22 protein-coding genes are annotated in these 22,038 nt (G+C 70.7%); 13 read left to right on the top strand and 9 right to left on the bottom strand.

Annotation, left to right across the window (positions count from 1 at the left end):
* Positions 1-382: 382 nt before the first annotated feature.
* Complete coding sequence (locus H9641_RS19625; RefSeq protein ID WP_191806091.1) at positions 383-1,054, bottom strand: hypothetical protein; 672 nt, start codon at positions 1,052-1,054, stop codon at positions 383-385.
* Between the two features lie 779 nt (positions 1,055-1,833).
* Entirely contained in the window at positions 1,834-2,229 is a 396-nt protein-coding gene (locus H9641_RS19620; protein WP_191806090.1) for a hypothetical protein, read from the bottom strand.
* A gap of 259 nt (positions 2,230-2,488) precedes the next feature.
* On the opposite strand from H9641_RS19620, the gene H9641_RS19615 reads away from it, so the two are divergent.
* The gene (locus H9641_RS19615) at positions 2,489-3,070 is read left to right on the top strand and encodes a SigE family RNA polymerase sigma factor (RefSeq protein WP_191806089.1); all 582 of its coding nucleotides are present in this window, start codon (positions 2,489-2,491) and stop codon (positions 3,068-3,070) included.
* A complete protein-coding gene (locus tag H9641_RS19610) occupies positions 3,067-3,702 on the top strand; it encodes a hypothetical protein (RefSeq protein ID WP_191806088.1) in 636 nt (211 codons plus the stop codon). The genes H9641_RS19615 and H9641_RS19610 overlap by 4 nt, the downstream gene beginning before the upstream one ends.
* A gap of 68 nt (positions 3,703-3,770) precedes the next feature.
* Here H9641_RS19610 and H9641_RS19605 read toward each other — a convergent pair whose 3' ends face one another.
* The gene (locus H9641_RS19605) at positions 3,771-4,226 is read right to left on the bottom strand and encodes a peptidoglycan-binding domain-containing protein (RefSeq protein ID WP_191806087.1); all 456 of its coding nucleotides are present in this window, start codon (positions 4,224-4,226) and stop codon (positions 3,771-3,773) included.
* Between the two features lie 316 nt (positions 4,227-4,542).
* Here H9641_RS19605 and H9641_RS19600 point away from each other — a divergent pair, with 316 nt between their 5' ends.
* The 3 genes from H9641_RS19600 (at position 4,543) to H9641_RS19590 (ending at position 7,190) form a co-directional block, all read left to right on the top strand.
* Entirely contained in the window at positions 4,543-5,496 is a 954-nt protein-coding gene (locus tag H9641_RS19600) for a hypothetical protein (RefSeq protein ID WP_191806086.1), read from the top strand.
* 80 nt (positions 5,497-5,576) lie between these two features.
* Entirely contained in the window at positions 5,577-6,911 is a 1,335-nt protein-coding gene (locus H9641_RS19595) for a BRCT domain-containing protein (protein WP_191806085.1), read from the top strand.
* A gap of 93 nt (positions 6,912-7,004) precedes the next feature.
* On the top strand, positions 7,005-7,190 hold the full coding sequence (locus tag H9641_RS19590; protein WP_191806084.1) for a hypothetical protein: 186 nt from the start codon (positions 7,005-7,007) through the stop codon (positions 7,188-7,190).
* A gap of 19 nt (positions 7,191-7,209) precedes the next feature.
* On the opposite strand, the gene eccCa is transcribed toward H9641_RS19590, so the two are convergent.
* The 5 genes from eccCa to H9641_RS20415 are packed head-to-tail and all read right to left on the bottom strand — an operon-like array spanning position 7,210 to position 14,174.
* Complete coding sequence (gene eccCa, locus H9641_RS19585; protein ID WP_191806083.1) at positions 7,210-11,148, bottom strand: type VII secretion protein EccCa; 3,939 nt, start codon at positions 11,146-11,148, stop codon at positions 7,210-7,212.
* Positions 11,145-11,951 (bottom strand): hypothetical protein, encoded by an 807-nt coding sequence (locus H9641_RS19580; RefSeq protein WP_191806082.1) that lies wholly within the window; start codon positions 11,949-11,951, stop codon positions 11,145-11,147. Before H9641_RS19580 ends, eccCa begins: the two co-directional genes overlap by 4 nt.
* Positions 11,948-13,225, bottom strand: a complete 1,278-nt coding sequence (locus H9641_RS19575) for an EsaB/YukD family protein (RefSeq protein ID WP_191806081.1) — start codon at positions 13,223-13,225, stop codon at positions 11,948-11,950. The genes H9641_RS19580 and H9641_RS19575 overlap by 4 nt, the downstream gene beginning before the upstream one ends.
* Positions 13,222-13,725: a hypothetical protein gene (locus H9641_RS19570; protein ID WP_191806080.1), complete on the bottom strand. Its 504-nt coding sequence runs from the start codon at positions 13,723-13,725 to the stop codon at positions 13,222-13,224. The genes H9641_RS19575 and H9641_RS19570 overlap by 4 nt, the downstream gene beginning before the upstream one ends.
* Complete coding sequence (locus H9641_RS20415) at positions 13,722-14,174, bottom strand: FHA domain-containing protein (RefSeq protein WP_225220755.1); 453 nt, start codon at positions 14,172-14,174, stop codon at positions 13,722-13,724. Before H9641_RS20415 ends, H9641_RS19570 begins: the two co-directional genes overlap by 4 nt.
* Positions 14,175-14,634: 460 nt before the next feature.
* On the opposite strand from H9641_RS20415, the gene H9641_RS19560 reads away from it, so the two are divergent.
* The 8 genes from H9641_RS19560 (at position 14,635) to H9641_RS19525 (ending at position 21,606) form a co-directional block, all read left to right on the top strand.
* Positions 14,635-14,979, top strand: a complete 345-nt coding sequence (locus H9641_RS19560; protein ID WP_191806078.1) for a hypothetical protein — start codon at positions 14,635-14,637, stop codon at positions 14,977-14,979.
* Positions 14,980-14,990: 11 nt separating this feature from the next.
* Entirely contained in the window at positions 14,991-15,299 is a 309-nt protein-coding gene (locus H9641_RS19555; protein WP_191806077.1) for a hypothetical protein, read from the top strand.
* Between the two features lie 46 nt (positions 15,300-15,345).
* Positions 15,346-16,365, top strand: a complete 1,020-nt coding sequence (locus H9641_RS19550) for a DUF6177 family protein (protein WP_191806076.1) — start codon at positions 15,346-15,348, stop codon at positions 16,363-16,365.
* Entirely contained in the window at positions 16,365-16,700 is a 336-nt protein-coding gene (locus H9641_RS19545) for a hypothetical protein (protein ID WP_191806075.1), read from the top strand. The genes H9641_RS19550 and H9641_RS19545 overlap by 1 nt, the downstream gene beginning before the upstream one ends.
* 1 nt (position 16,701) lies before the next feature.
* Positions 16,702-17,064: a DUF6507 family protein gene (locus tag H9641_RS19540; RefSeq protein WP_191806074.1), complete on the top strand. Its 363-nt coding sequence runs from the start codon at positions 16,702-16,704 to the stop codon at positions 17,062-17,064.
* Positions 17,061-19,628: a DNA/RNA non-specific endonuclease gene (locus H9641_RS19535; RefSeq protein WP_191806073.1), complete on the top strand. Its 2,568-nt coding sequence runs from the start codon at positions 17,061-17,063 to the stop codon at positions 19,626-19,628. Before H9641_RS19540 ends, H9641_RS19535 begins: the two co-directional genes overlap by 4 nt.
* Positions 19,621-20,118: a hypothetical protein gene (locus H9641_RS19530; RefSeq protein ID WP_191806072.1), complete on the top strand. Its 498-nt coding sequence runs from the start codon at positions 19,621-19,623 to the stop codon at positions 20,116-20,118. The genes H9641_RS19535 and H9641_RS19530 overlap by 8 nt, the downstream gene beginning before the upstream one ends.
* A 396-nt stretch (positions 20,119-20,514) precedes the next feature.
* Complete coding sequence (locus tag H9641_RS19525) at positions 20,515-21,606, top strand: SHOCT domain-containing protein (protein ID WP_191806071.1); 1,092 nt, start codon at positions 20,515-20,517, stop codon at positions 21,604-21,606.
* Between the two features lie 120 nt (positions 21,607-21,726).
* Here the strand turns inward: H9641_RS19525 and H9641_RS20410 are convergent.
* On the bottom strand, positions 21,727-22,038 hold a 312-nt coding region (locus H9641_RS20410; RefSeq protein WP_225220754.1), incomplete at its 5' end, for a DUF1214 domain-containing protein.

Below are 22,038 nucleotides of genomic sequence, written 5' to 3'. Positions count from 1 at the left end.
CCTCTCCTCGAGGTCGTCGTAGAGGGCGGAAGCCTTAAATGAGGCGCGGATGACCCACGCACCGAACGTCCCGTTGGCCTTCGCGAGTGTCACTGGTTGCGCTTCGGCGGCTGTGCTCACGGCGCACACGCTACCGGTCGGGTGTGGCCCCTCGCGGGCTTGCTGCTGTCACTGTGCCGGTGCGGGCGTTCGATGTGAGAGGGCTCGCTTCACCAGCAGTAGTCGTGCGTAGTATTCGCGCTGTCTACGGTGCGCAGCGCCCGGCCCGCCCGCGGTGCCAGCGTCCTATAGCCCCGGGGGCGGCGGGACGTGCGGCGGCGCGGATGGGCGCGGTGGAGAGGAGTCACCAGCGGGAGCGCTCTGGCCCTGGGTCGACCAGGGGTCAGGGGAGAGGCGGGTCCCAGAGGGTGGCGCTCGGGCTCCCCGGCTGGCCCGGAGACGTCTGCCAGGTCGCGGGGTCGGGCCTGCTGCGTTCGAGGTACGCGGCGTCGCGGGCTGCGCGAGCAGCGTTGACGCCGGCCGCGCGCATCGCGAACCTGACGTTCGGCTCGTCGTTGGGCCCCTGCTCGAATGTGTACTCCGCGCTCAGAGCGGCCGCGATGAACTCACCGTTGGAGACGTACCCGCCCATCTGCGCGTGCAGCACCTCTTCGGCGATGTGCTTGAGCCCGTAGCTGTTGGCGCGGTCGTAGATCGTCTTGCGTGGCTCGAAGGTCTCCTCGACCCAATGCCGCAGCAGTTCCACCCGGTCGACGTTGGCTCGCAGCGTCTCGCGCATGGTGCGGAAGTACTGCATGCGCTCCTCGCGGGTCGCGTTGAAGGAGGCCAACCCCAGGCCGCTGTAGTTCAGCCGCGGGTGCTCGAGCATCACTGCGGCCAGGCGCCGTTCGCTCTCGTCAGCCTCGAGCAGGGTCGCCCACGAGGTGAACCCGGCCCTGACCGCCACCTGGTGCTGAATCTGCTGAAGGCTGCGCTGCTCGTGCGCCTCGCCGTTGATGCGCAGGTTCCACAGGGCCCGCTTCGAGTAGTCCTTGAAGTACCGGATGGTGTCCACGTTGCATCTACATCCTGGCTCGATGCCCGTGCTCGCATGACGGTCGAGCCGGTGTCTGAGGCAACGGATCGTTCCGGAAGTGGTGGTGCGTGGACTGGCGGAGCCTTCGCGCGAGCTGCGGGCACGTCCCGTGCCGGTAGGCAGCAGCGTAGCACCGGCGCCCGGCGGCGGGGCGAGGTAGCGGACGCTGCGGTGAACGCAGACATGCTTCGAGGGGACCGCGTCGTTGCGGTCCCCTCGAAGGCAGTGGGTGCAAGTGCGCGCCCGGCCGGTGAGGTGGGCGTCAGGTCGGCCATTCCTCGGACTGTGTACAGGGCCTTGATCTGCAGGGTGGCCAGGTGCTGGGTTCCGTCGGCGTCAGTCAGGGTGACGAGCCAGTTCCGCGGCGTGGTCGCGTCCACGTCGTCGATCGTGACGTTGTGGTGCTCGTTGACCTCGGCGAGCAGCGCAGCCTCGTCACGCTCGGTGAACCCGGACCACACGAACAGGACGGCGCCCATGGTAGCGAGCAGAGAGAGCATGAAGCCAAGCACGACGGGCATCGTGAGTTCGCTATGGCGGGTCAGGAACAGGAGCCCGACAACAGGTAGCGCCATCGCCACCAAGAACATGAGAACGAGGCCCCAGCTTGGGGGAAAGTCGTGACGAGCTCGAAGCCGGTCATAGTGGTCTCCTTCAGTTGGGCTGTCGGAGCACACCGTCACTTTCGGGCGCGAGAGAGCAATAGACCCCCGGGTGGCTCAGGGCAAGGGGGAGCGTCCGCGGGAGACGAGCGTGGGTCAGGCGCCGCGTTGGTCTGGTCGCGGGTGCAGCTCGAAGATCGGGTAGTTGGGGTCACCTGTGGCGAGCATGGCTGCGAAGAGTGTGCCCGCAGCGACAGCGATCACTGCCACGTAGATCCGGGTGTGCCGTGGGCGTGCGATGAGGATCCCGATGAGGAACGGCGCGGCGAGCAGCGTGACCATCCATCCGAATCGTTCCGGGGCGAGGTCGCAGAGGCTCACGACGCGCGCCGGAGCGTTGCAGGCATCGCTCTGTGACTCCCTGCCCATGGCGTAGAAGAACATGGCCGGCAGCGCAACGAGGAAGGCGAGCACGAGGCCCACGATCCAGCCCGCCACTGTGCGCCTCAGGCGGGCCAGTGCGGCCGTCTCCAGGTCACGGCTCACGCTCATGGCGACGAGTGTCGCAGACGTACGAGCGGTCGACGGTCGCCACCGGTGATGCGAGCTCGAGCGGGCACGGATGGCGTGCCCCGCTGTCACACGCGTCGCGGTGGCAGGGTGGGCCGCGAAGGGCTCTACGGTGGGCGAGGGGGCCGCTGCTCCGTGGGTCTGGACCTGGCCTGTGGGGAACGGGTGGCGGGGGAGTTGAACACGCATGCAACCGATCAGCGCGCGCTTGCCTCTATGTAGGTGAGGAAAGGAGGTGCCGATGGGCACCGACAATGGCGGCTTCGATGCGTTCGTCGAAGAGCAGGGCCACGCGCTGTTCCGTACCGCTCTGCTGCTCACAGGAGACCAGCACACGGCTCAGGACTTGCTGCAGGACGCGCTCGAGCAAGCGCTGAAGCGCTGGCCACGTAGGAACATCGAGTTCCCGGCGGCGTACGTGCGCACCACGATGGTTCGTCTCGTGCAGCGCAGGCGCGTGCGCAAGGCGATCGCGCCAGTTCATCTGACTGACGATCAGCAGCATCCGGCCGCTCCTGATGACCTTCGCTCGGCTGACGAGCGAGGCGTGCTCCTGGCCGCGTTGGCACAGCTGCCGCCCAGGCAGCGTGCGGCCGTAGTGCTGCGGCACTGGCAGGGGCACTCGGTGGCCGAGACCGCCGAGATGATGCGGTGCTCGACCGGAACGGTCAAGAGCCAGACCAGTCATGCGCTGGTCCGCCTGCGCGACCTGTGCGGCCCATCGTTCCCCGAGTGGAACGACGAGAGCCCACCGGCGGCAGCGGTAGCGCCCACTCCCGTAGCAGTGACCCTTGACGACACCATCTTCGGAGGCTCCCGATGAACAGCACCGACTTCGAGCGCGCAGCAGCCTCAGCCACCCACGACGTCCCGTTCGACGCCGCCGCAACGCTGACCGCCGTACGCGCCTCACACCGGCGCCACACCCGGGTGCGACGCATCGCCGTAGGACTGCCGGTAGCCGCAGTCCTCGCGGTGGGCGCGGTGACCATCCCCTCGATCGTCGCCCCCTCGATGACGACCAGCACCGCGACCGCCGCATACCGCTTCGACGAAGCCCCCGCCGGCGTCCCCGTCGTGGCCACCCTCGACGGCCTGTCGCTGCGCTACCTGCCGGCCGGCTTCAACCCGACCCCGGCGCTCACGGACAGCGACACGAGCTACGAGAGCGGCTCGTACTCCTCCCACAGCTTCGCTGGACCTGACGGGCAGGAGGTGAACGTGACGGTCACCAAGATCCCGGGCCTCACGATCGACTCGTACCTGGACATCAACTGGTTCGACGACCCGCGACCCACGAAGGTCGGTGGCCGGGAGGCGTTCGTGAACGAGGTCTCCGCGGACGGTGCCAGCGGCCTGGTCTTCTCGCCGCAGGACGGGGTCGTCATCGAGCTGCACGCGGACACCAAGCGAGGCGACGAGCTGCGCACGATCGTGGAGTACATGAGCTGGTGACGTGCTCCGGGACCTGTTGACCGCGGTGCCGCCCGCCGAGAGGAACGCCCTCTCGGCGGGCGATGCCATCACGGGTGGAGCTTGTCCCACGTGAGCTGTCCGACGATCACGTCGATGTCCAGGCCCTGCGCGCGCTGGAACGAGCGAACGGCGTCGGACGTGGCCGGGCCCCAGCTTCCGTCAACCGCCAGGTTCGTGTACCCCCAGTAGTTGCGCAGGAGGCACTGCAGGTGCACGACCGGGGCCCCGACCGCGCCCGGCTGGATGCGCGGGTGGCTTCCGGTGTAGTTGCACAGGCCGCGCGCCAGGTCTGAGGCGTACGTGGTCGCTGCCGGCGCCGGGTCCGCCGCAGGGGTCGGGGCCGGCGCTAGGGCCGGCGCGGGAGTGGAGGGGGCGGCGGCCGGTGCCGCCTGCTCGACGACCGCGACGGGCGCGGGCTCGACGGCGGCCACTGCGGGGCTCGACAGAGCGAAAGAGCCAATCGCGAGGGCCGCGACGCCGAGCGCCTTGAACAGAGACTTCATGGTGATCCGATCAGTTAGGAAACGGTCCTGCATTACGAGTTCAACGTAGTCGAGAAAGGGCGTGCAGGGGGCGACGTAATCAAAACGAAACAATGCAGGCGGAATAGCGGCCTGCCTGGCCTTTTGTTGCCCAAAAGAGGGGCCTTTGTTGTTGTCAAGGCTGAAAATCTCTGACGTGTGAGCGGTGCAATTGAAGTCTGGGTCCCGCAGTTCCCCTCTACGGCACCGGCGCCGAGCCCGCGTCGACGGGTGCGGAGGGGCCCGTGGCGACATGACCTGGCGATCGGTGTACAGCCGGGGCCCTATCTTGTTCACCATGACGAGCACCGTGAGCGACGGCCAGGTCCAGATGCTGCTGGAGCACACCACCCCGGAGGAGGTAGGCGTGGACCCGGCAAGCGGTGCAATGCCGGATCGCATTGCGTGGTGTGCGAACGCGCTGCACTTCCTCGCGCACCTGCCCGACCGCGTGACGTTGGTCGTCACCGGGGACATGGACCGCTCGGTCCGCGAGCGCCCCGCGGTGCCGGCGCCTACGGAGGTCGCCGCGAGGGAGCTGGCACCCGGGGACGCGCGGGCGGTGATTCGGGAGGACGGCCGGATCGATGTCCTGGTGCCTGCGGGGTTGTTCGTCGAGGACGGGCGAGGCAAGAGCGCGGCCTGGGAACTGGTCACCGAGGAGGGCCTGCACGTTCACGCTGTTCAGCGCGTCCAAGACCGGGCGACGCCGTGGCGGGCCAGGCTCGTGCGCGTGGCTGAACGGGTCGTGCAGGACTATCAGAGTGAGCGCGCGCTGGGGGGCGAGCGTGAGGACCCGTCGCTGTGGACGAAGGTTGCTGACCTGCCCGAGACGTTGCGGGCGTGGGGGTCGGGGCTGGTGAGCGTGATGCGGATGATGGCGGAGCCGGCGCCGGGCGATGACGTGCTGCTTGAGCTCGAGCGGGTGTGTGGGTACGCGTGGGAGGACTTCGCGCTTGCGGCCGCCGATGCGGTCAGTCATGGGCGTGGCGCTGAGTTGCCTGCGGTCGTGGCGCGTGACCCATTGTGGGAGCGGATGGTCGGTGGGCACTGGGAGCGGTTCGTGGAGCTCTTGGCGCCCCTTCCTGCGGGTACCGGTCGCGTTCGCCGTGAGCAGGTGCCAGGTGTTGAGGAGGTGGCTACGTTGTTCCAGGAGTGGGTCGAGACCGTCGGGCTGCGGTGCGAGGATCTGCCCGATGGGCAGGTGCGACTGTCCGTGACCAAGGACGACATCTTCACCTGGTCCCGCTGATGGGCGCGCCGCAGCAGTGCTCGACGCCTGGGTGCGGGAGGACTGCAGCGTTCACGACGCGCAAGCTCCCGGCGTGGTGCGTGCCCTGCATCGACGACATCTACCGTGCTGGGGGCTTGGAGCCCGTCGAGCCGTTCACTGCGCGCGGTGCGCACCGGCGCTCGCGGTGCCTGGAGTGCGGGCATCATCTGGCGTACCGGCTCGAGTATGTCCTGGAGAAGAACGGCAACGGGTACGGCGAGAAGGTGTGCCGCGTGTGCTTCTGGGGCAAGTGGGCCCGGTGGGAACGCCAGCACAAGAGCGAGCTCGCGGTGACCCTTGGGCCGTTGTTGGCCCTGGACCCGGTCCCACCGGAGGTCGGGGAGCTCCTCGCCGTGAGCCCGGAAGCACGCGCCGAGGTCGACCGGTGGTGGTGGCCGACGGAGCGGACCGTGGCGATGTTCGACCTGCTGCACCACGACCTGGTCGTGGACACCGCAGAGCACAACGACGGGATGTCGCCGGTGATCGTGCGCTGCCGCCTGTGCGGGTACGAGTCCGTGCAGCTGCCGGGCAGGATGGGTGCCGAGATGCAGGGGCGCTGGTGCTCGTGCACCTCGTGCAACGCGCGGAACAAGGGAGCGTGCGCGCAGGACGTCGCGCTCGGGTTCGCGACCCGCGGGATGCACCTGGCCAACCCGGAGCCCGGCGTCGAGACCGTTCAGGAAGCCACGTGTGCGCGCTGCGGCACTCCGCGCCGCGTGGCGCTGCGCCAGCTGAACCTCGACCAGGTGCCGTGCTACGTGTGCGACGGCGCCGCGGACCCACAGGCCGAGCACCGCGTGTACCTGTTCCACTTCCCTGCGTGGGAGTGCTTCAAGGTCGGGATCACGAACAGCGGGAACGACGCGCGCCTACTCGAGCACGTGCGCAACGGCGGCGAGCTCATCGACCTCATCCCGGTCCCCAACCGCGCTCAGGCGCACTGGGTTGAGGCGCAAGCTCTCGCGCTCGTGCGTCCCTGGCCCGTGACCGGGGAACCGATGACGCGGCGCATCACCGGGTGGACCGAGATGTGGCACCAGGACGCGCCCGCGCGCGTGGACCTGGCAACGATCGCCGCAGGCCTGCCGTCCGTGGCCCCGCTCGCAGCCCGACCCCCCGAGGCGTACGTGCCCGTCGACCTCGCCGCTCCCGCGACCCTGGCACCTGGCACCACGGTCTGCTTCACCGGCGCCGGAGCCGGCCGCACCCGCGAGCAGTGGCAGCAGGACGCGACCAACGCCGGCATGGTCGTGACCAAGAGCGTCTCGGCGAAGACGACCGTCCTGGTCGTACCCGACGCACTCACCCGCACCAGCAAGGTCGTCGCTGCCCGCAACGCAGGGGTCAGCGTCATGGACTACGCCACGTTCGCGAACCTCGCCGGGATCTGACGCCCGCTGGATTCACCGTGCCGGGCTCGCGTCGGGCGGCAGTGCCGTACGCGCCGGCCCGGCAATGCCGTAGGCGCGGACACCAGCAGCAACGTGCTCGGGATCCTGCCCGAGGGGTATCGCCCGGCGCGCACGATCACGCTGTTCGAGGCCGGGACCGGGGCCGACGGCCTCTCGACCCGGTTCCACATCAACCGAAACGGGACCGTCGCCGCGTTCAACGTGCCCGCGGGCACGACCGTGACTCTCGACAACGGCCACTTCATGGGCGAGCAGTGATCCCAGTGGATCCCAGCACCTACATTGTGCCCACGGGGACGGGGACGGGGGCCGCAGTCGCGGGCGCGTGGGCGACCTGGACGATGAACGGCGCCGTGCCGCGGCGGATGTAGCGTCCGCGGCCGGCCGGGAGCTGTTCGGCGTACGTGCGTCCGACGATCGGGCCCTCGGTCCGGTCGCCGGACATGAGCAGGATCGCGGCACCGGTGTCGCGCAGCGACTGCAGGACGGGGGAGTGCAGGGCTCGGGACGCGCCGGCGACGGGGCGGGTCAGGATCACGTGCAGTCCGAGGTCGCGCGCGGAGGGCAGGTACGGCAGCAGGGGCGCCAGCGGGTCGTGCCCACCGGCGGCCAAGATGTCGTGGTCGTCGACCAGGACCACGATGCGCGGGGCACGCTGACGGAGGTCGGGCGACATGGTCGGGCGCTTGGCGAGCTCGGCGGCGATCGACAGCGCAGTCCCGTGAGCTTGGTCCAGGGTGCGAGCGTCGGCGGCGAGCAGGTCTGCCGGGACCGCGGGGGAGACTTGGCCGCGGGTGCCCAGGACAGCGATCGCGAGCTCGTCCTCGGTGTACCGGGCGGCCAGGCCGGCCGCGATCGTGCGCAGGACGGTCGACTTGCCGGCGTTGGTGTCCGCCAGGACGAGCAGGTGCTGGTCGTCGTCGAGGTGCGCCCAGTACTCGGTGTCCATGGTGTCTTGGCGCAGGCCCAGGGGGATCGCGCCGGGGACGTCGATCTCGTCGGGAAGCGTCGAGATGTTCAGGTGGGTGGGCAGCAGGCGGATCGGTGCGGCTGAGGGTCCGTTCCACGATGCGGCCACGCGCGCGGCGAGCGCGTGGAGCTCGGTCCCGATCGCGTCGGGCTCGACGAGGTCGAGCACGGGCAGTGCGACCTGCGCGAGAAGTCCGTCGTGCGTTAGGGCGCGCCCGGGCATGTCCGCGGTGATCGTCCCGGCGAGCTTGCGGTCGATGACGGACTCGGCGGGGTCCGCGACGCGCAGCTCGATGCGGGTGCCGAACAGGGCCTGCTGCGCGATCCGCAGCTCGTTCCACCGGTTCAGGCCGACCACGACGTGCACGCCCAGGCCGGGCCCCTTGCTGATCAGGTCGTTCAGGGGCCCCTCGAGCTCGGGCAGGTCGGTGCGCACAGCGCCGAACCCGTCGATGAGCACGACGACGTCCGCCGCGGGCAGCTCGGGGACCCGGCCAGCCTCGTGCACGGTGCGCAGGTGCGTCATGGACTCGATCGCTCGTTCGCGGAACACCCGCTCGCGGGTCGCCAAGGTCGCGGTCAGGTCCTCGATGAGGCGACCGACCCGGTCACGGTGGGAGCGCGTCACGATGCCGCCCACGTGCGGGAACCCTTCCAGGGCGGACAGGCCCCCGCCGGTCAGGTCCATCCCGTACACGGCCACGGCCCGCGGGGTGTGCGTGAGCGCGAGCGAGGTGACCAGGGTCCGCAGGAGCGTGGTGCGTCCTGCGTGCGGGGCGCCGACGATCGCGAGGTGCCCGCCGGCGCGGGCAAGGTCGACCGTCCACGGGTCCTGTCGCTGGTGAGCGGGGTCATCGACGCGGCCTACGGCAACCTTCAGGCCGGCAGAGGTCTCGGTGTCCACGACACGTCCCAGCGCCAGACGGTCGGGCAAAGGCTCGAGCCACACCGGGCGCACCGCCATGTCGTGGTCGACCAGGCGCGTGACGACTTCGTCGATGAGGGTCGGGCCAGTCTCGATCGACGTCAGACGCGGCCCGGGCGGCTGGGCCCGGTCTCCGGAGGCCTGGGACGCAGCGAGGTGGTTGTACGTGGGCAACGCGAGCACGCGAGGGCGCTCGTCTGAAGGAGCCGCGGCGCGCTCGCGCGGCACCGGACCCGAGACGTATCCGGCGCGGAAGCGGGTGTAGAGGCTCGTGTCGACCTTCAGGTACCCGTACCCGGGCAGGGACGGCAGGGAGAACGCGTCCGTGGTCCCCAGGACGGTCTGGGACTCGCTCTCGGAGAACGTGCGCAGCCCTAGGCGGTAGGACAGGTACGTGTCCAGGCCGCGCAGCTTGCCCGCCTCCACGCGTTGGCTGGAGAACAGCAGGTGGATCCCGACCGAGCGGCCGATGCGACCGATCTGCAGGAACAGGTCGGTGAACTCTGGCTCGGCGGTCAACAGCTCGGCGAACTCGTCGATGACCACGAGCAGGTGCGGCAGCGGCGCGAGGTCCGGGCGGTCCTCGCGCAGGCGCCGGTAGTGCCCGATCGACGCAGCCCCCACGTCCTTCAGGGCACGTTGGCGGCGCACGACTTCGCCCTGGATCGACGCACGTGCCCGCGTCGTGAGCTGCGGGTCGTCAGCGAGGTTGTCGATGAGGCCGGCCACGTGCGGCAGCGCAGCGAACGGCGCGAACGCGGCCCCGCCCTTGTAGTCCACGAGGATCATCGACAGGTCCTGCGGGCCGTGCGTGGTAGCCAGCGCCAGGATCAGCGTGCGCAGCATCTCGGACTTGCCCGACCCGGTCGCACCCACGCACAAGCCGTGCGGTCCCATGCCACCTTGCCCGGCTTCCTTCAGGTCGAGGTACACGCTCTTGCCGAGGTCGTCGGTCGCGAACGGCACCCGCAACAGCTCCTCGGGGGAGCGGGCCCGCCACCGGTGCGCACCGACGTCGTCGACGGTCTCGATGCCCAGGAACGTCGCGGCGCCCGAGACCTCGGGGCCCGGCCCGCCGGCGACCGCGGCGTGCACCTCGCGCATCCGCAGCGGCGCGAGCGCGCGAGCGGTCGCCAACGTCAGGTCGGGCGACGCGAGGTCAGGGCGGACCGGCTGGACCGACCGCTCGGGGCGACCCGGCCACGTCGTCACGCTGCCACCGTCCGGGTCGATCGTCAGTCGCACGTCGACTTCGTCAGGTTCATGCGCGAGCGAGGACAGGACGTGGATCAGGGTGATGCCCAGCTCTCGGGCCAACGCGCGCCCAGGAAGTGGCAGCGAGGTGGCGCGCGCACCGTGGTCATCGCACAGCACGACCAGGCGCGGCTGGTCGACCTCCTGCCCGCGAGAGGACTTCGCCCGCGCGAGCCGGTCGGTGATCTCGTGCCCCAGGACCTCGAGCAGCGCGGGCCCGTCGGGCGCGACACGGCGCGCGGGCACCGGCCCGTCGAACAGGCGCGGATCCTGCGCGTGGGGCAGCAGGTCCAGCCCCGCCCACTCCGGCGCTGCGTCGGGCGCGAACGCGGCGGCCAGCAGGACATCGTCCGGGCTGTGGGTCGCCGTGAGCGCCAGGACCACCGCTCGCGCGCTGGCACGTGCGTCCGCGACCGGTCCGACGATCGTCATCACGGCGACGTTGGTCAGGTCGACCAGGACCGGCATCGCGTCCACGTGGCGGCCGTGCTCGACGAGCTGGGCAGCTTCCGCGGCGAGCATCGGGTCGTACGGTTCCATCGGCGGAGCGGGCTCCAGCACGAGGGAGAACCACGGCACCGGGCCGGTGCCCGCGCGCACCGTGAGGAAGTCCGCGTCGTGGCGGCGTCGTTCCCACACGCGGCCCGGGTCGCTGGCCAGTGCCAGGAGCGCGCCCGGTGCCGGATGCACGGCCTGCGCGTGGGCGCGCACCTGGGTGGTCCGTTCGCGCAGGTCAGCGCGCAGCGTCTCGAGGTGGTCGAGGTAGCGCTCTCGGCGCTGGGTGTTCGCCTTGCGTTCCTGGCCGCGGCTGGAGATCGCGACCGCGACCCCGGCCACGACCGCGATGAGGAAGACTGCGGCGGCCACGACGAGGAACAGCGGTTGCCCGTTGCGCAGCACGACCATCATCACCATCGATGACAGCGCCCCGACGACCGGCAGCAGGAAGTGCACCGGGGTCTTGCCGGCGCCGTCGCTGAGCTGGGGAGGGGCTGCGATCGCCTCGCGGCCCGGGCGGGTCAGGGGGACCGTGGTCCGAGGGACGCGGTGCAGTTCGCGGACCGTCATGCTGTACCTCCTGCTGGACCCTGAGCGGCGCCTTGTGTCGTGGTGGCTGCCGCCAGGACGGCTGCGGCTGCGCGCATCGCGGACAGGTGCGCGCTGACCGTCACCGCGCGCCCGGGCCGGCGCCGGCCTCGCTCGTGGGAGAACCGAGCGACCGGGTACGGCAGCAGGTCGCAGATCTGCGCGATCCCGCCGGGTGTGCGCCCCTCGAGGTCCGTCACGCAGACCACGGGCGCCACCCCGGCCGCGTCCAGTGCGCCGGCGAGATTCACCGCGAGCTGGAGCGCGCCGATCTGCTGGGGCGCCACGACGCACACGACCGAGCTGCTCGCCGCGACCGGGCCCAACGTTCCCAACGAGCGCGCACCCCAGTCACACACCACGACGTCGAAGAACCGCGCGCGAGGCGCTACGACGGTCCACCAGGCCCGCTCGTCGGTCCCGAGCTCGATCCCGTATGCGCCGCTGCGAGCTCGAGGCAACTCCGCGGCGACCTGCTCGAAGCGTTCACCGGGCACCGGTGCGTGCATCGACGCCGGCGCGTCCTCAAGGCCCGCGTGCCACAACAGCGACCGGCCCGGCCCGCCGGGCCCAGCAGCGTTCACCGCCAGGACCCGGTCGCCGCGACGCTCAGCCAGCAGCGCACCCATCGTCCCGGCGACCGTCGAGGTCCCGACGCCCGGGGCCACGCCCACGACCCCGACCCGCGTGCTCAACGCGTGCCGCCGTCCCAGGTCGGCGTCCAGCCGCGTCAGCTCACGGACCCGCCACGGCGCCGCAGCGCGCAGCACGTTCGCCACGCTCACGAGAACGCCCCGGCGAGGTCGGCGAACACCCCGAGGTAGCCCAGCAGGACCGGGACGAGCACGACGAGCGCGATCGTCTCGATCACGTCCCCGGCCCGGTTCAACCGGGCACGGAGCACGCGCGACGGGTTGCCCAGCGCCCAGTAGAGGGCGCCGGCGAGCACCGCCAGCGCGAACGTCACCTGGGTCGCGGCGTCCGCGCTGAGGACCTGAACCACTGCCAACGTGGTTGCGGCCACGACCAGCGCGCTTCGTTGCCCGACCAGCGGCAGGACCCGTGCCCGCAGGGCGGTCGTGAGGACCAGAAGCAAGACCAGCGCACGCGCCCAGGGCCCGGGCCCGGCCAGCAGCGCGCCGCACAGGGCGACGAGCGCTGCGCCGGCGACCGTGGTCGCGGTCAGGGCCCGGTAGGCGCTGGTGACCGTGCGGGCCGCGTCCGGCCGAGGTGCTTCGTCCCGGGCCGAAGTCCGGTCATCGAGCCCAGCCAGGCCGCTGAGCGTCATCGCGAGGCCGGGAGCCAGGGCGAGCACGAGCGCGGTGATGACCGCGACCACCGCCGCCGCATCGCGCGCATCGGCGCCCCAGAAGGTCGGTACGACCAGCCCCAGCGCCAGGGCCGCGCCCACCCCGGCCCCGCCGCCCAGACCCCCCTCGCCCAGGCCCGCGACGCTCACCACTGCGACCACGCCCGCGGCCAGCGCGAGCGAAGCGGCAACAGCCATCAGGGCCGGTTGTCCCGAGACGAGCGCCGGTCCCAGCGCGAGGCCGACACCGGCGCCCGCGCCGGTAAGCGCGATCGCCGCTGCACGCTGGCCGCGGCGCCCGGCGAGGGTCGCGGCGACGGCGACGCCCGCGCCGGTGAGCGCTACGGGCGTGTGCCCGACGTCGGCGAGCAATGCATGGCCGGTCAGCCACGCCATCGCCGCGGCCACCACGGTCACCAGCGCCAAGGTCCACCCTGGCGTCCACAGATCTGGGCGTGCGGCGTGCTGCTGCGCGGTCAGGTCGGTGATGTCGGTGACTTCGGGCGGCGCTGGCGCCTGGTCCACGGGGGTGAGCCACAACGCGCACCCGTCCTCGACGTCCTGGTCGGCCAGGGTGCGGGACAGGTCGAGCTGGGTGCCCAACGCGCGCGTCAAGGCGACCGGGGCCGGGGCATGCTCGAGCAGACGCAGCAGGTCGGGCATCAGGGCAGCGACCGTCTGGGAGTTCGGGACCACGAGCTCGGCCTTGCGGTCACCGGCCAGGACCGTGACGCGGGTGTAGGTCGTCATTGGTCGTCCTCCAGGACGCTCATCGTGCGGGGATCGACACGCGTCCCTGTCTTCGGGTCGGTCAGGTGGCCGGTCGCCGGGTCCGCGAACCATCCGGTGCGCACGTCGACCATGCGCCCCTGCGGGTCGACCGCCAGGCCGGTGTCCTCATCGATCGGGAACCCCGTGCGAGGGTCGAACAGATCCCCGTCCTCATCTCGCCAGTACCCGCTGTCCTCATCGACGCGCATCCCTGCCGGCGTCGCAGGGTTCGCGGCGATCGCGGCCCGCAGCGAGTCCAAGGCCTGGGTCTGGCGGCGTTCATCGAGCAGATGCACGACGAGGGAGTACCCCACGCAGCCCACCCCTGCCACGGCGGCCACCACGACCGAGGCCGCGAACCGGCGCACGGGAGAGGGCACCTTGCGGCGTGCGGTGACCGGGCCGTGCAGCAGGGCGGCCGCCAGACGCTCGCGCCGCACCCCGGTCGCCTCGAGGAGTGTCTTGTCAGCCTGGCTCATGCGGCGACCACGTCGAAGTGGCGCGAGCCCATCCGCACCCTGGCCCCGAGTGGCGCGTGCGCGAACTGGCCCGCGGGGAGCGCAACGCGCTCGCCGCCCACCTCGATGCTCGTGCCGTTTCCCGACCCGACGTCCAGCACCAAGATGAACCCGTCGCCCGGCACGAACGCCGCATGCGTGCGCGACAGGGACCGGCTCACGTCGGACAGGACCAGCGGCGTGTAGTTCCCTGACTCGTCCACCGGCCGGCGCCCGACGATCGTCGGGCGATCGATGACGTACGTGAAGCCGTCGTCCGCCAACAGCTTCAGCCACTGGGCCGGCGCCGCGGTCGCGCCCGGCGCGGTGGCGGTAGGGGTCCACTGGATCTGGGGCAGCGCCACCGGGGACAGTCGCAGCGGATCACGTCCCGCGCGGGTGTCCGCGACCACGAGCCGGGAAGGGGTCATGGCTGCCAGCGTGGGCGGCAGGCCGGTGCGCTCATCGACGACCCGCAGCCCCCACAGAGCGTGTCCCACGCTTGAACCGGTCCGCGTGAGCGCCGCAGGGCCCGCAACGGCGCCGGCGACCGCGCCCACGACCGCGCCCAACGGGCCGAGCGCCAAGCCCGCGGCGGTCGCCGTGGCACCAAGCACGGCAAGGTCGGTCAGAAGAGCTGCGGCGCGGCGGGGGGCGCTCGCTCGCCGGACTCCGTAGAGGTTCAGGGACGTGGCCCCGGTTCCCTCGTCCTGCGCCGGGTCTGGGCCATCCGTGCGCACAGCAGCGTTCATCGTGTCGTTCCCCCTTGTCGCCCCCGCGCCGACGTCGCGGCGAGTACCACCTGGCAAGACACACCAGGGGCGGCGTTGATAGTAGCCGCAGACCCCGCTAGCGTGTGCCCTCGTTCACAACTCGCAGGGGGAGACGATCGTGAAGTTCGCCATGGAAGCCGACGCGTTGTCGGTCCTTGGACGTAAGACGTCCGCGGAGTCCGACGACCTGGGCGCACTGGTGCGCCAGCTCTCGCAGGCCGCTGAGCCGCTCGAGGGCACGTTCAACGGTGCCGCGAAGGCGCAGTTCATCTCGTTCAAGGAGCGCACCGACGAGGTCGCGGTGATCTTGAACAACGCCCTGGTGGGGATCACCGAGTCGATCTCGGCTCAGGACCTCGCGTTCCGCACGGCCGCCGACGAGGGCGCTGAAGCGCACCGCGGCGCCGAGGGCAGCGCGGACTTCTCCGCTGCCGACACCTCGCGCTTCGCGCCGCGCGCCTGAAGGGGGCAGTCATGACCAGCAACTTCATGGACCGCAACGACTTCGACATCGCCTCCTCCGAGGCCGCCCAGGCGAACTTCGAACGGGTCGCCACCGCTCTGGAAGCAGCGCTCGCGCGCCGTGACCAGGACGTCAAGGCCGCGATGGCCGCGTACATGGCCGAGGGCGTCTCGGACCGGTACGCCGCGATGGAACAGCAGTGGAACCAGGCCGGGGCCGAGGTGCGCCAGATCATCACCTCGATCCGCACGTCCTTGTCCACGAACGACGACATCGCCCGGCGCGCACTGCAGCAGGCCGCGTCCTCGATCCCGGGATGACGGGGCGCCCCGCCGCACCGCACGGTCGGCGCCAGGGCCCCGGACGATGACCGCGACGAACCACGCCGCGTCGACCCAGAGGCCGGTGCGGTACGTCCACCCGGTCATCGACGAGCTCGGCGAGGGGTTCGCGGTCTTCGCGACCAGCACGGTCAGCGTTCGCTACACCGTCCCGTTCGCGCTGTTCATCACCGAAGCCCTCGATCTGGCCCGGCGCCCGGTCCTACTCACTCGCGTGGACGCGCGCGTGAGCCCGTTCGTCGCGGCCGCGATGGCCCGCGCGGGCGGGTTCTGGGCGGTCCAGGCGCGCGACCGGGCGACGTACGACGCGTTGACCGGGCGCCGCATCGCGCACCTGCCCGACCTGTGGACCGCGCCGGCCCCCGAGCCGCACGGGCCGTGGAGCGCGGCCGGGCACGTCGAACCGCGGCAGGTGCTCGCGTTCGAGGTCCGCGCCCACCACCGAGCGAGCGACTCCACGACGATCGGACCGCTCGCCCAGGACGCCGTCACATCGCTCGGCGGGTCACCCCTGGACCGGTGGGACACACGAGAGCCCTTGCTCGAGCCGTGGAACACCGCCCGGATCACCGACCTGGTGCGCGCCGGCATGGCGCACTCGCAGATCGTGCGGGCCCGAAGCGCCGACGGCACGTTCTGCGAGCTCACGGTCGACCGCACCCGCACCGGCCTGCTGGAACGGGTCCTGGGCGGGGTGGTGGCGCCCGTCGGGGTGCCTCACGGCGACCTTGTCGACGTTGCTGGGCGCACGCTGGCGGACTTGGCCCGCAAGCACGCGATCGTCGCAGCGTCGGTCTCGCTCGTGGAGTACGACGCCGGTGACCGGCCCGAAGATCTCGTCCAGCACGCCCGCGCCCGGCAGCCCGAGCGGCCCTTGGCCCAGCTCTACGGGCCGCGCGCGATCGTCGACCTCGGGGAAGGGCTTGAGGAGCTGCGTGAACGGTTCGACGTCACGAGCGTGGGGCCGGCCCGTGCCCCCTCAGTCCTGGTGCGCGTCGAAACCCCTCGCACCCCGGCCGCCACGACCGCACCCGGAGTGCACTGATGCCTACCGAGCTCGTCCTGCTCACGCGCGCGCCCCTGGAGACTCAGGCGCTGAGCGACGCCGCGGACCACGCGATCCCCGCAGCGCTGGTCGTCGACGTCGACGAGACCGGGGTGCGCCTGGTCCTGGACCCGGCCGGTGATGCTGTCGCCACGTTCTACGCAACGCGCGCCATCGGCGCCCGGGCAGACGCCGACCACGCGCTGCGCGAGGGTAGCGGCCAGTGGCCGTGCTGGACAGACGTGACCATCCCCTACGGGGACCCGACCCGAGGGCGGGACCTTGCCCTGCTCGTCGCGCGGGCCGTGGGCGGCGTCGTGAAGGAGAGGAACTGACGTGACCCAGTGGCAGATCGACCCGCAAGGGGTGCGCGCCGTGCTCGATGCGGTCGCGAGCGAAGCGCACGTCCTGGACGAGCAGACCGGGCCGGCGAAGTTCACGCAGGTCCTCGACGGGCTCGCCGGGATCCCCGCCCGCCTGAGCGCCGTGACGCACGCGGTCAACGAGGCGCTGGGCGCCCAGGCCGGCAACGTCCGGGCGGTCAAGGACCACGTCAGCGCCGGGCAGGTCGGAGTGGCTTCCGCCGCGGCGTACTACGACGCCGGGCAGAACGACATGGCTGCCGTGATGCAGGACCAGGCCGCTCACGCCGCGACCAGCGGCGACTTCACGTACTTCACGCAAGGAGCGCGGTCATGAGCCAGCCACCAATGTGCTTCGCCGAGGACGCGCTGATCAACCCGAACCTGTTCCCCGTGCGCGCCAGCGACCTGGTCACCGAACCGGTCCGCGCCTCCGCGGCGAGCCTGCGAGCCCTGGGACAGTCGCTGTCCGGGCACACCCAGACCATCAGCACGCGGTGGGATGGACTCGCGCCGGTCTACCAGGCACCCGAGTCGGGCAAGGTCTTGGGCCTGATGGCCCCAGCGCTCCAGCAGGCCGAGACGATCGACGGGACCTTCGCGACGATCGCTGGACGCCTGGAGGGGTTCGCGGACGAGGTCGACGACGTCAAGCCTCTCCTGGCGGATCTCGAGCGTCGCGCAGCCGTGTTCCGCAAGAAGGTCCAGTACGGAGTCGAGACGAGCGCGTACGACGAAGCCGGGATCATCGGGCACATCGCGCGCATGCCCACGCTTGGCCTGCTCGAGCTCGACGTGGTCGTGCCCTGGAACGAGCACGGGCCGAGCGTGGAGAAGAACAAGGCGCTGCTGGGGGAGTACGCGCGCCTGCTCGAGCAGCTCGAGACCGCTTCGACGTCAGCAGCCAACGCGATCTCCATGACGCACGCGCCCGCGCTGTCCCTGTTCTCGATCGCGGGCGGCCCGTACCAGGCAACGACCAGCGACCAGATCCTCGCCTCAGGGAACCTCGGCTGGGGCGCGCCCGTCGATGAGACGCGCAGCGCCCAAGAGTCGGTCTCGGACGGCATGGGCGACTTCGGTAGCGGACTGCTGTGGGGCGTGACGAGCCTGGCCGGCTACCACCCGGACACCGGGTGGTCCGGGGCGACTGCCGGCCAGACGTGGGGCGGCCTCGGGAACCTGGTCGGCTCGCTCGCGTTCGTCACCTCGCCGTTGGCGGTGGCGGCCGGCGCCATGGCGCCAGACAGCGCGTTCGGGCAGTTCGCCCGCGACCGCCAGGACGTCGTGGGTACCGCTGTCACCGGCCTGGTCGGGTACGACTACGCGGCCGCCATGGCCGGACAGGACGGGTGGCACCAGTGGCGTGAGAACCCGTGGCGCGCTGGGACCAACGCCGTCCTGAACGTCGGCACGTTCTTCATCCCCGCCGCCGGGGCCGTGGGAGCCGGCGCCAAGACCGTCGGCGGCGCCCGGACCCTGACCGTCGCCGCCGGCGTCGCGGACGCAGTGGTTCCGCTCGGGTCCTTCGCCGTCAAGGGCACCGCCACCGTCCTGCGTGCTGGGGCCAGCCCCGTTGCCGTGGGCGTGAACACGGCCGCGACCGGCGCCCGGTACGGCACCGCGGGCATCGCCAACGCCGCCGCGAAAGCCCCCGATCTGCTCGGCCCGGCAACGATCCCCGACAACGCGCTACGCCCGGGCCCCCACGCAAACCCGTCCGGCATCGCAGCACCCGGCACCCCGCGCGGGACCGGCCCCGAGTCGCTGCTGTACGACGACTGGACGCCACGAACCCACGAACCCACGCACGCCGACCGAGCCAGCGGACACCCCATCGAAGCGCCCGCGCCAGCACCAGAGCGCGAGCTCGCGAGCGTCGGCGCGCGCCCCGGCGACGTCACCGCGCGCAGCGACGTCAACGCCACGAACACCATCACGACCGAGCGCCCCCACCCACGCCCCGAAGGTGCCAGCACCACCATCACCGAGCCGCCGGGCACCACGGGCACCACACGACCTGCCGGCCCTGACATCCCCACCGGCCCAGGGCGCGGCGGACCCCACGAACCACCGACCTCCCCAGAGCCCACAGGCCACGCGGGCGACCCCGACGCCCCGAACCCCGACCGAGAGAGCGGCGGGGGCGAAGGCACGCACACCGGCGAAGGACAGAACTGGCCCCCCAGCGCGAAGGACTACCCCCGCCCCGACGTCGCGCAGACGATCACCGTCGAAGGCCCCCAGGCACCGGGCCCCCGCACCACCTTCCTCGACAGCAAGTTCGTCAAGGCCAACGGCGGCCTCGAGCCGAACACGGTCTACCACGTGCCCGGCCGCGGCGACTTCTACACCGACCACACCGCGACCATCACCTACGTCGAAGCAACGTACGGAGGCCAACCGCTCAACTGGGACCTGCACAAGCCCATGCCGAACACCACGTACGTCGTGCACCCCAACGTCACCCACCCCGAGCCCGGCCCGAGCTACGCGCACGTCTTCGTCACCGACAGCGAAGCCCGCACTGTCCTGGCCCACACCGACCGACTCTCCCGCGGCGACGCCCTACGGTCAGAGTCCGTCCAAGCCAAGACTGGCAAGGAAGGCGGCGACGGCTATGACGGCGGCCACTCCTACGGCACAGTGTTCGGAGGAGGCGGCGAGTACATCAACCTCACCGCCCAGCTGCGCGAGATCAACCAGAACTTCCCCAACTCGTTCTACCGAATCGAGGAGCACTGGCGTGCACTCTTACCTGACGGACCTGGTCCACACCCGACCATCGAGGTGGACATAAAAAAGGCGTACAACCCTGGCGACCTGCGCCCAATCGCGTATGCCGTAGAATACAGAGTCGACGGTGGTAAGACTCAGAGGGCAAGGTGGAGGAATGTCTGAAGTTCCAAGCTTCATCGTTCAGCAAGAAGCTCTCGATGAAATTGGTCGATCATTGGCGGCGTTGCTTTCTGATGGCGACGAGTGCGTGCTCTTCGTCTCGCGATGGATGGGGCCGTTTAGCGAAGCGGACTTTTGGTCCGTTCGGCCCGACGGTCGGTTCGCATCCCCGCTCGGGCCCGCGAACGACATCCACGAGACCGGCCCGAGTTTTGACCACTCGGAAGCGCTACTGCGCCGGGCCTGCTACCAGGAGGGCAAGGGGACCTGGTTCGGCTTGGAGGTGAAGGTCACGCCTGATGGAGCGGTCACGGCAAAGTACAACTACGACACCGAGCCGAACTGGGAACTTCCGATCGAGCCGACGTTGTACGTCCAGGAGCAGGAGAAGTACCCACGCGATCCCGAACACCAGCCCGAGTGGTTCAAGCGACGCCTCGCCGAGGGGCAGGCGGCGCTGGATGAATGGCGCCGCTCAAACGGGCGTGCGTAGGTGATTAGTGCGGCCTCCGGCGCCATGGAGTCTCGATGAGACTGGTCGAGCCTTGGCGGCGCTGCTCTCTGATGGCAGAGATCAGCTCGTCGATGCCGAACGGACAGTCCCTGCCGGGGGGAGCGGTGCAGGCCACAGCTAGATGAGGTACTGCTCAATGGGGCTCAAGATCGAGCCCGTCGCGGTTCCTGCCTCGGCCACGAGAGAGGACGCGGACCCGTCAGTTCTCGTGAGGTGATCGCCGCGATCGGTCGCCTCCTGCAGGCCGCCTGAAGCCTGAATCGCGCAACGACTGGCAGTGTCCCCTTGATCGGCGCTGCGAGCATTCTGGTGTGTGCCGGGTGTCTTGAGTGGGCTATAGCCTGCTCGCACCGATCGGATGAAGGGGAGCTGGCAATGGAGCTGGGCAAGGGGATCAAGGCTGAGCGGGTCGTCAAGCTACTCTCGGGCGTCGCGTTGCTTGAGGGGGAGCAGGTCCAGGCGCTGGTCAAGTTGCTCAACTTCCGGCCCATGGTCGACCTGCTCGTGGTGACCAACGCTCGCGTGGTCGCGGTCTCAGTCAGCGAGGGCAAGGTCAAGTACGCCGCGCCGCTGCCGGCGATCACGCACGTGGCGTACGACCCCAAGCGATCGCGGGTCGCGGTGCTCACTTCGGACGGCGCGGAGATCACGTTCAAGACGCAGGACAAGGGCGACGTGGACCTGGTCCGGGTGGCGTTCGAGCATGTGCGCAGCGCCCCGGTGCCCGAGGAGGTGCTCGGTGCGGCGCTGGACGCGGGCCTGGTCAACCCGGTGCAGGGCGCGCGGGACAAGGCAGCGGCGAAGGAAGCGGACGCGGCCGCGCGCGTGGCGCAGGATGCCGCGGACGCCGAACGGTACGGGCGCCGGGTCGAGTCGGGTACGTTCGGGATGAAGATGGTCTACATCTACTCCAACGGGTACGTGAAGGTCGCCGGGCTGTTCGCCTCCGAGCGCAACGCGCCCTACCAGCGGCTGCTGGGGATCGAGAGCTCGGCGGACGTCACGAAGAAGTCCGCGCTCGGGCGCGGGCTGGGCGCGGTCGCGACCGGTGGCCTGAACACCCTGTACTCGAACAAGCGCGGGGACGTGTACCTGACCATCGTCACCGACGCCACGACGTACGCCCTGCACATGGATCCGCCGACCTCGAGCGCCATCCGGGCAGCGAACCTGCTCGCGGCCGCAGGGCACGCGGTCCTAGCGAACCCGATGCCCGGGCCGTCGGCGAGTACGCCTGCGGCCCAGGATGCGCCCTCCGACGGATACCCGTGGGGTGCACCGGCCCCCGGTGGCGTTGACCCGTGGGGCACGCCGCAGGGGCAGTGGCCGGTGCCGGTCTCGGACGCGCCGGGGGAGGGGGCGACGCCCGCGGCCAGGCTGCGTGAGCTCGCTGAACTTGCCGAGGAGGGGTTGATCTCCCAGGAGGAGCACGCACAGCTGCGTCGCAAGATCCTCGACGAGATGTGACCACCACCAGCAGCAGCCCCAGCGGCGGCACCTGAGTCCTGGTGAGCGGGAGGAGATCTCACGCGCCACCATGTACCGCACCATCCAACGCAGCGCCCCGACCGTCCAAACCGGTGGGTCTTAGAGCGGGACGTGGACGATGGCGCCCGTCGTGCAGCCGCGGTCGAAGAACCCGCTGCGGCCAGGGACGGTCTTGAGCCAGTTCACGGCGACCTCGGGCCGGTCATGGCCGATGAGGAAGGTCGTTGAGCCGTCGTCGTCGCACCAGATCGTTCGTGGAGTTCGGCGGCGGGCGCCGGCGATCTGTGCGGATGCGACAGCCGGAAGGCTGTCTATCCTCCGAGGATGGATATGGTGCAGATCGCGGAGTGGATCACGGACAGCGCTTACGTCTGGGGAGCCCGCGTACAAGACCCGGCGTCCAGCAAAGTT

This window comes from Oerskovia merdavium (assembly GCF_014836755.1).
GTDB classification, from domain to species: Bacteria; Actinomycetota; Actinomycetes; order Actinomycetales; family Cellulomonadaceae; genus Oerskovia; species Oerskovia merdavium.
This window is presented reverse-complemented; position numbering and strand designations above follow the sequence as displayed.

Bases quoted from the DNA above. Each gene is read 5' to 3' on its own strand.
- H9641_RS19545 (WP_191806075.1), top strand. From the start codon at position 16,365: ATGCCTACCGAGCTCGTCCTGCTCACGCGCGCGCCCCTGGAGACTCAG.
- H9641_RS19570 (WP_191806080.1), bottom strand. From the start codon at position 13,725: ATGAGCCAGGCTGACAAGACACTCCTCGAGGCGACCGGGGTGCGGCGC.
- H9641_RS19530 (WP_191806072.1), top strand. From the start codon at position 19,621: ATGTCTGAAGTTCCAAGCTTCATCGTTCAGCAAGAAGCTCTCGATGAA.
- H9641_RS19525 (WP_191806071.1), top strand. From the start codon at position 20,515: ATGGAGCTGGGCAAGGGGATCAAGGCTGAGCGGGTCGTCAAGCTACTC.
- H9641_RS20415 (WP_225220755.1), bottom strand. From the start codon at position 14,174: ATGACCCCTTCCCGGCTCGTGGTCGCGGACACCCGCGCGGGACGTGAT.
- H9641_RS19550 (WP_191806076.1), top strand. From the start codon at position 15,346: ATGACCGCGACGAACCACGCCGCGTCGACCCAGAGGCCGGTGCGGTAC.
- H9641_RS19575 (WP_191806081.1), bottom strand. From the start codon at position 13,225: ATGACGACCTACACCCGCGTCACGGTCCTGGCCGGTGACCGCAAGGCC.
- eccCa (WP_191806083.1), bottom strand. From the start codon at position 11,148: ATGACGGTCCGCGAACTGCACCGCGTCCCTCGGACCACGGTCCCCCTG.
- H9641_RS19620 (WP_191806090.1), bottom strand. From the start codon at position 2,229: ATGAGCGTGAGCCGTGACCTGGAGACGGCCGCACTGGCCCGCCTGAGG.
- H9641_RS19535 (WP_191806073.1), top strand. From the start codon at position 17,061: ATGAGCCAGCCACCAATGTGCTTCGCCGAGGACGCGCTGATCAACCCG.
- H9641_RS19600 (WP_191806086.1), top strand. From the start codon at position 4,543: ATGACGAGCACCGTGAGCGACGGCCAGGTCCAGATGCTGCTGGAGCAC.
- H9641_RS19555 (WP_191806077.1), top strand. From the start codon at position 14,991: ATGACCAGCAACTTCATGGACCGCAACGACTTCGACATCGCCTCCTCC.
- H9641_RS19615 (WP_191806089.1), top strand. From the start codon at position 2,489: ATGGGCACCGACAATGGCGGCTTCGATGCGTTCGTCGAAGAGCAGGGC.
- H9641_RS19605 (WP_191806087.1), bottom strand. From the start codon at position 4,226: ATGAAGTCTCTGTTCAAGGCGCTCGGCGTCGCGGCCCTCGCGATTGGC.
- H9641_RS19610 (WP_191806088.1), top strand. From the start codon at position 3,067: ATGAACAGCACCGACTTCGAGCGCGCAGCAGCCTCAGCCACCCACGAC.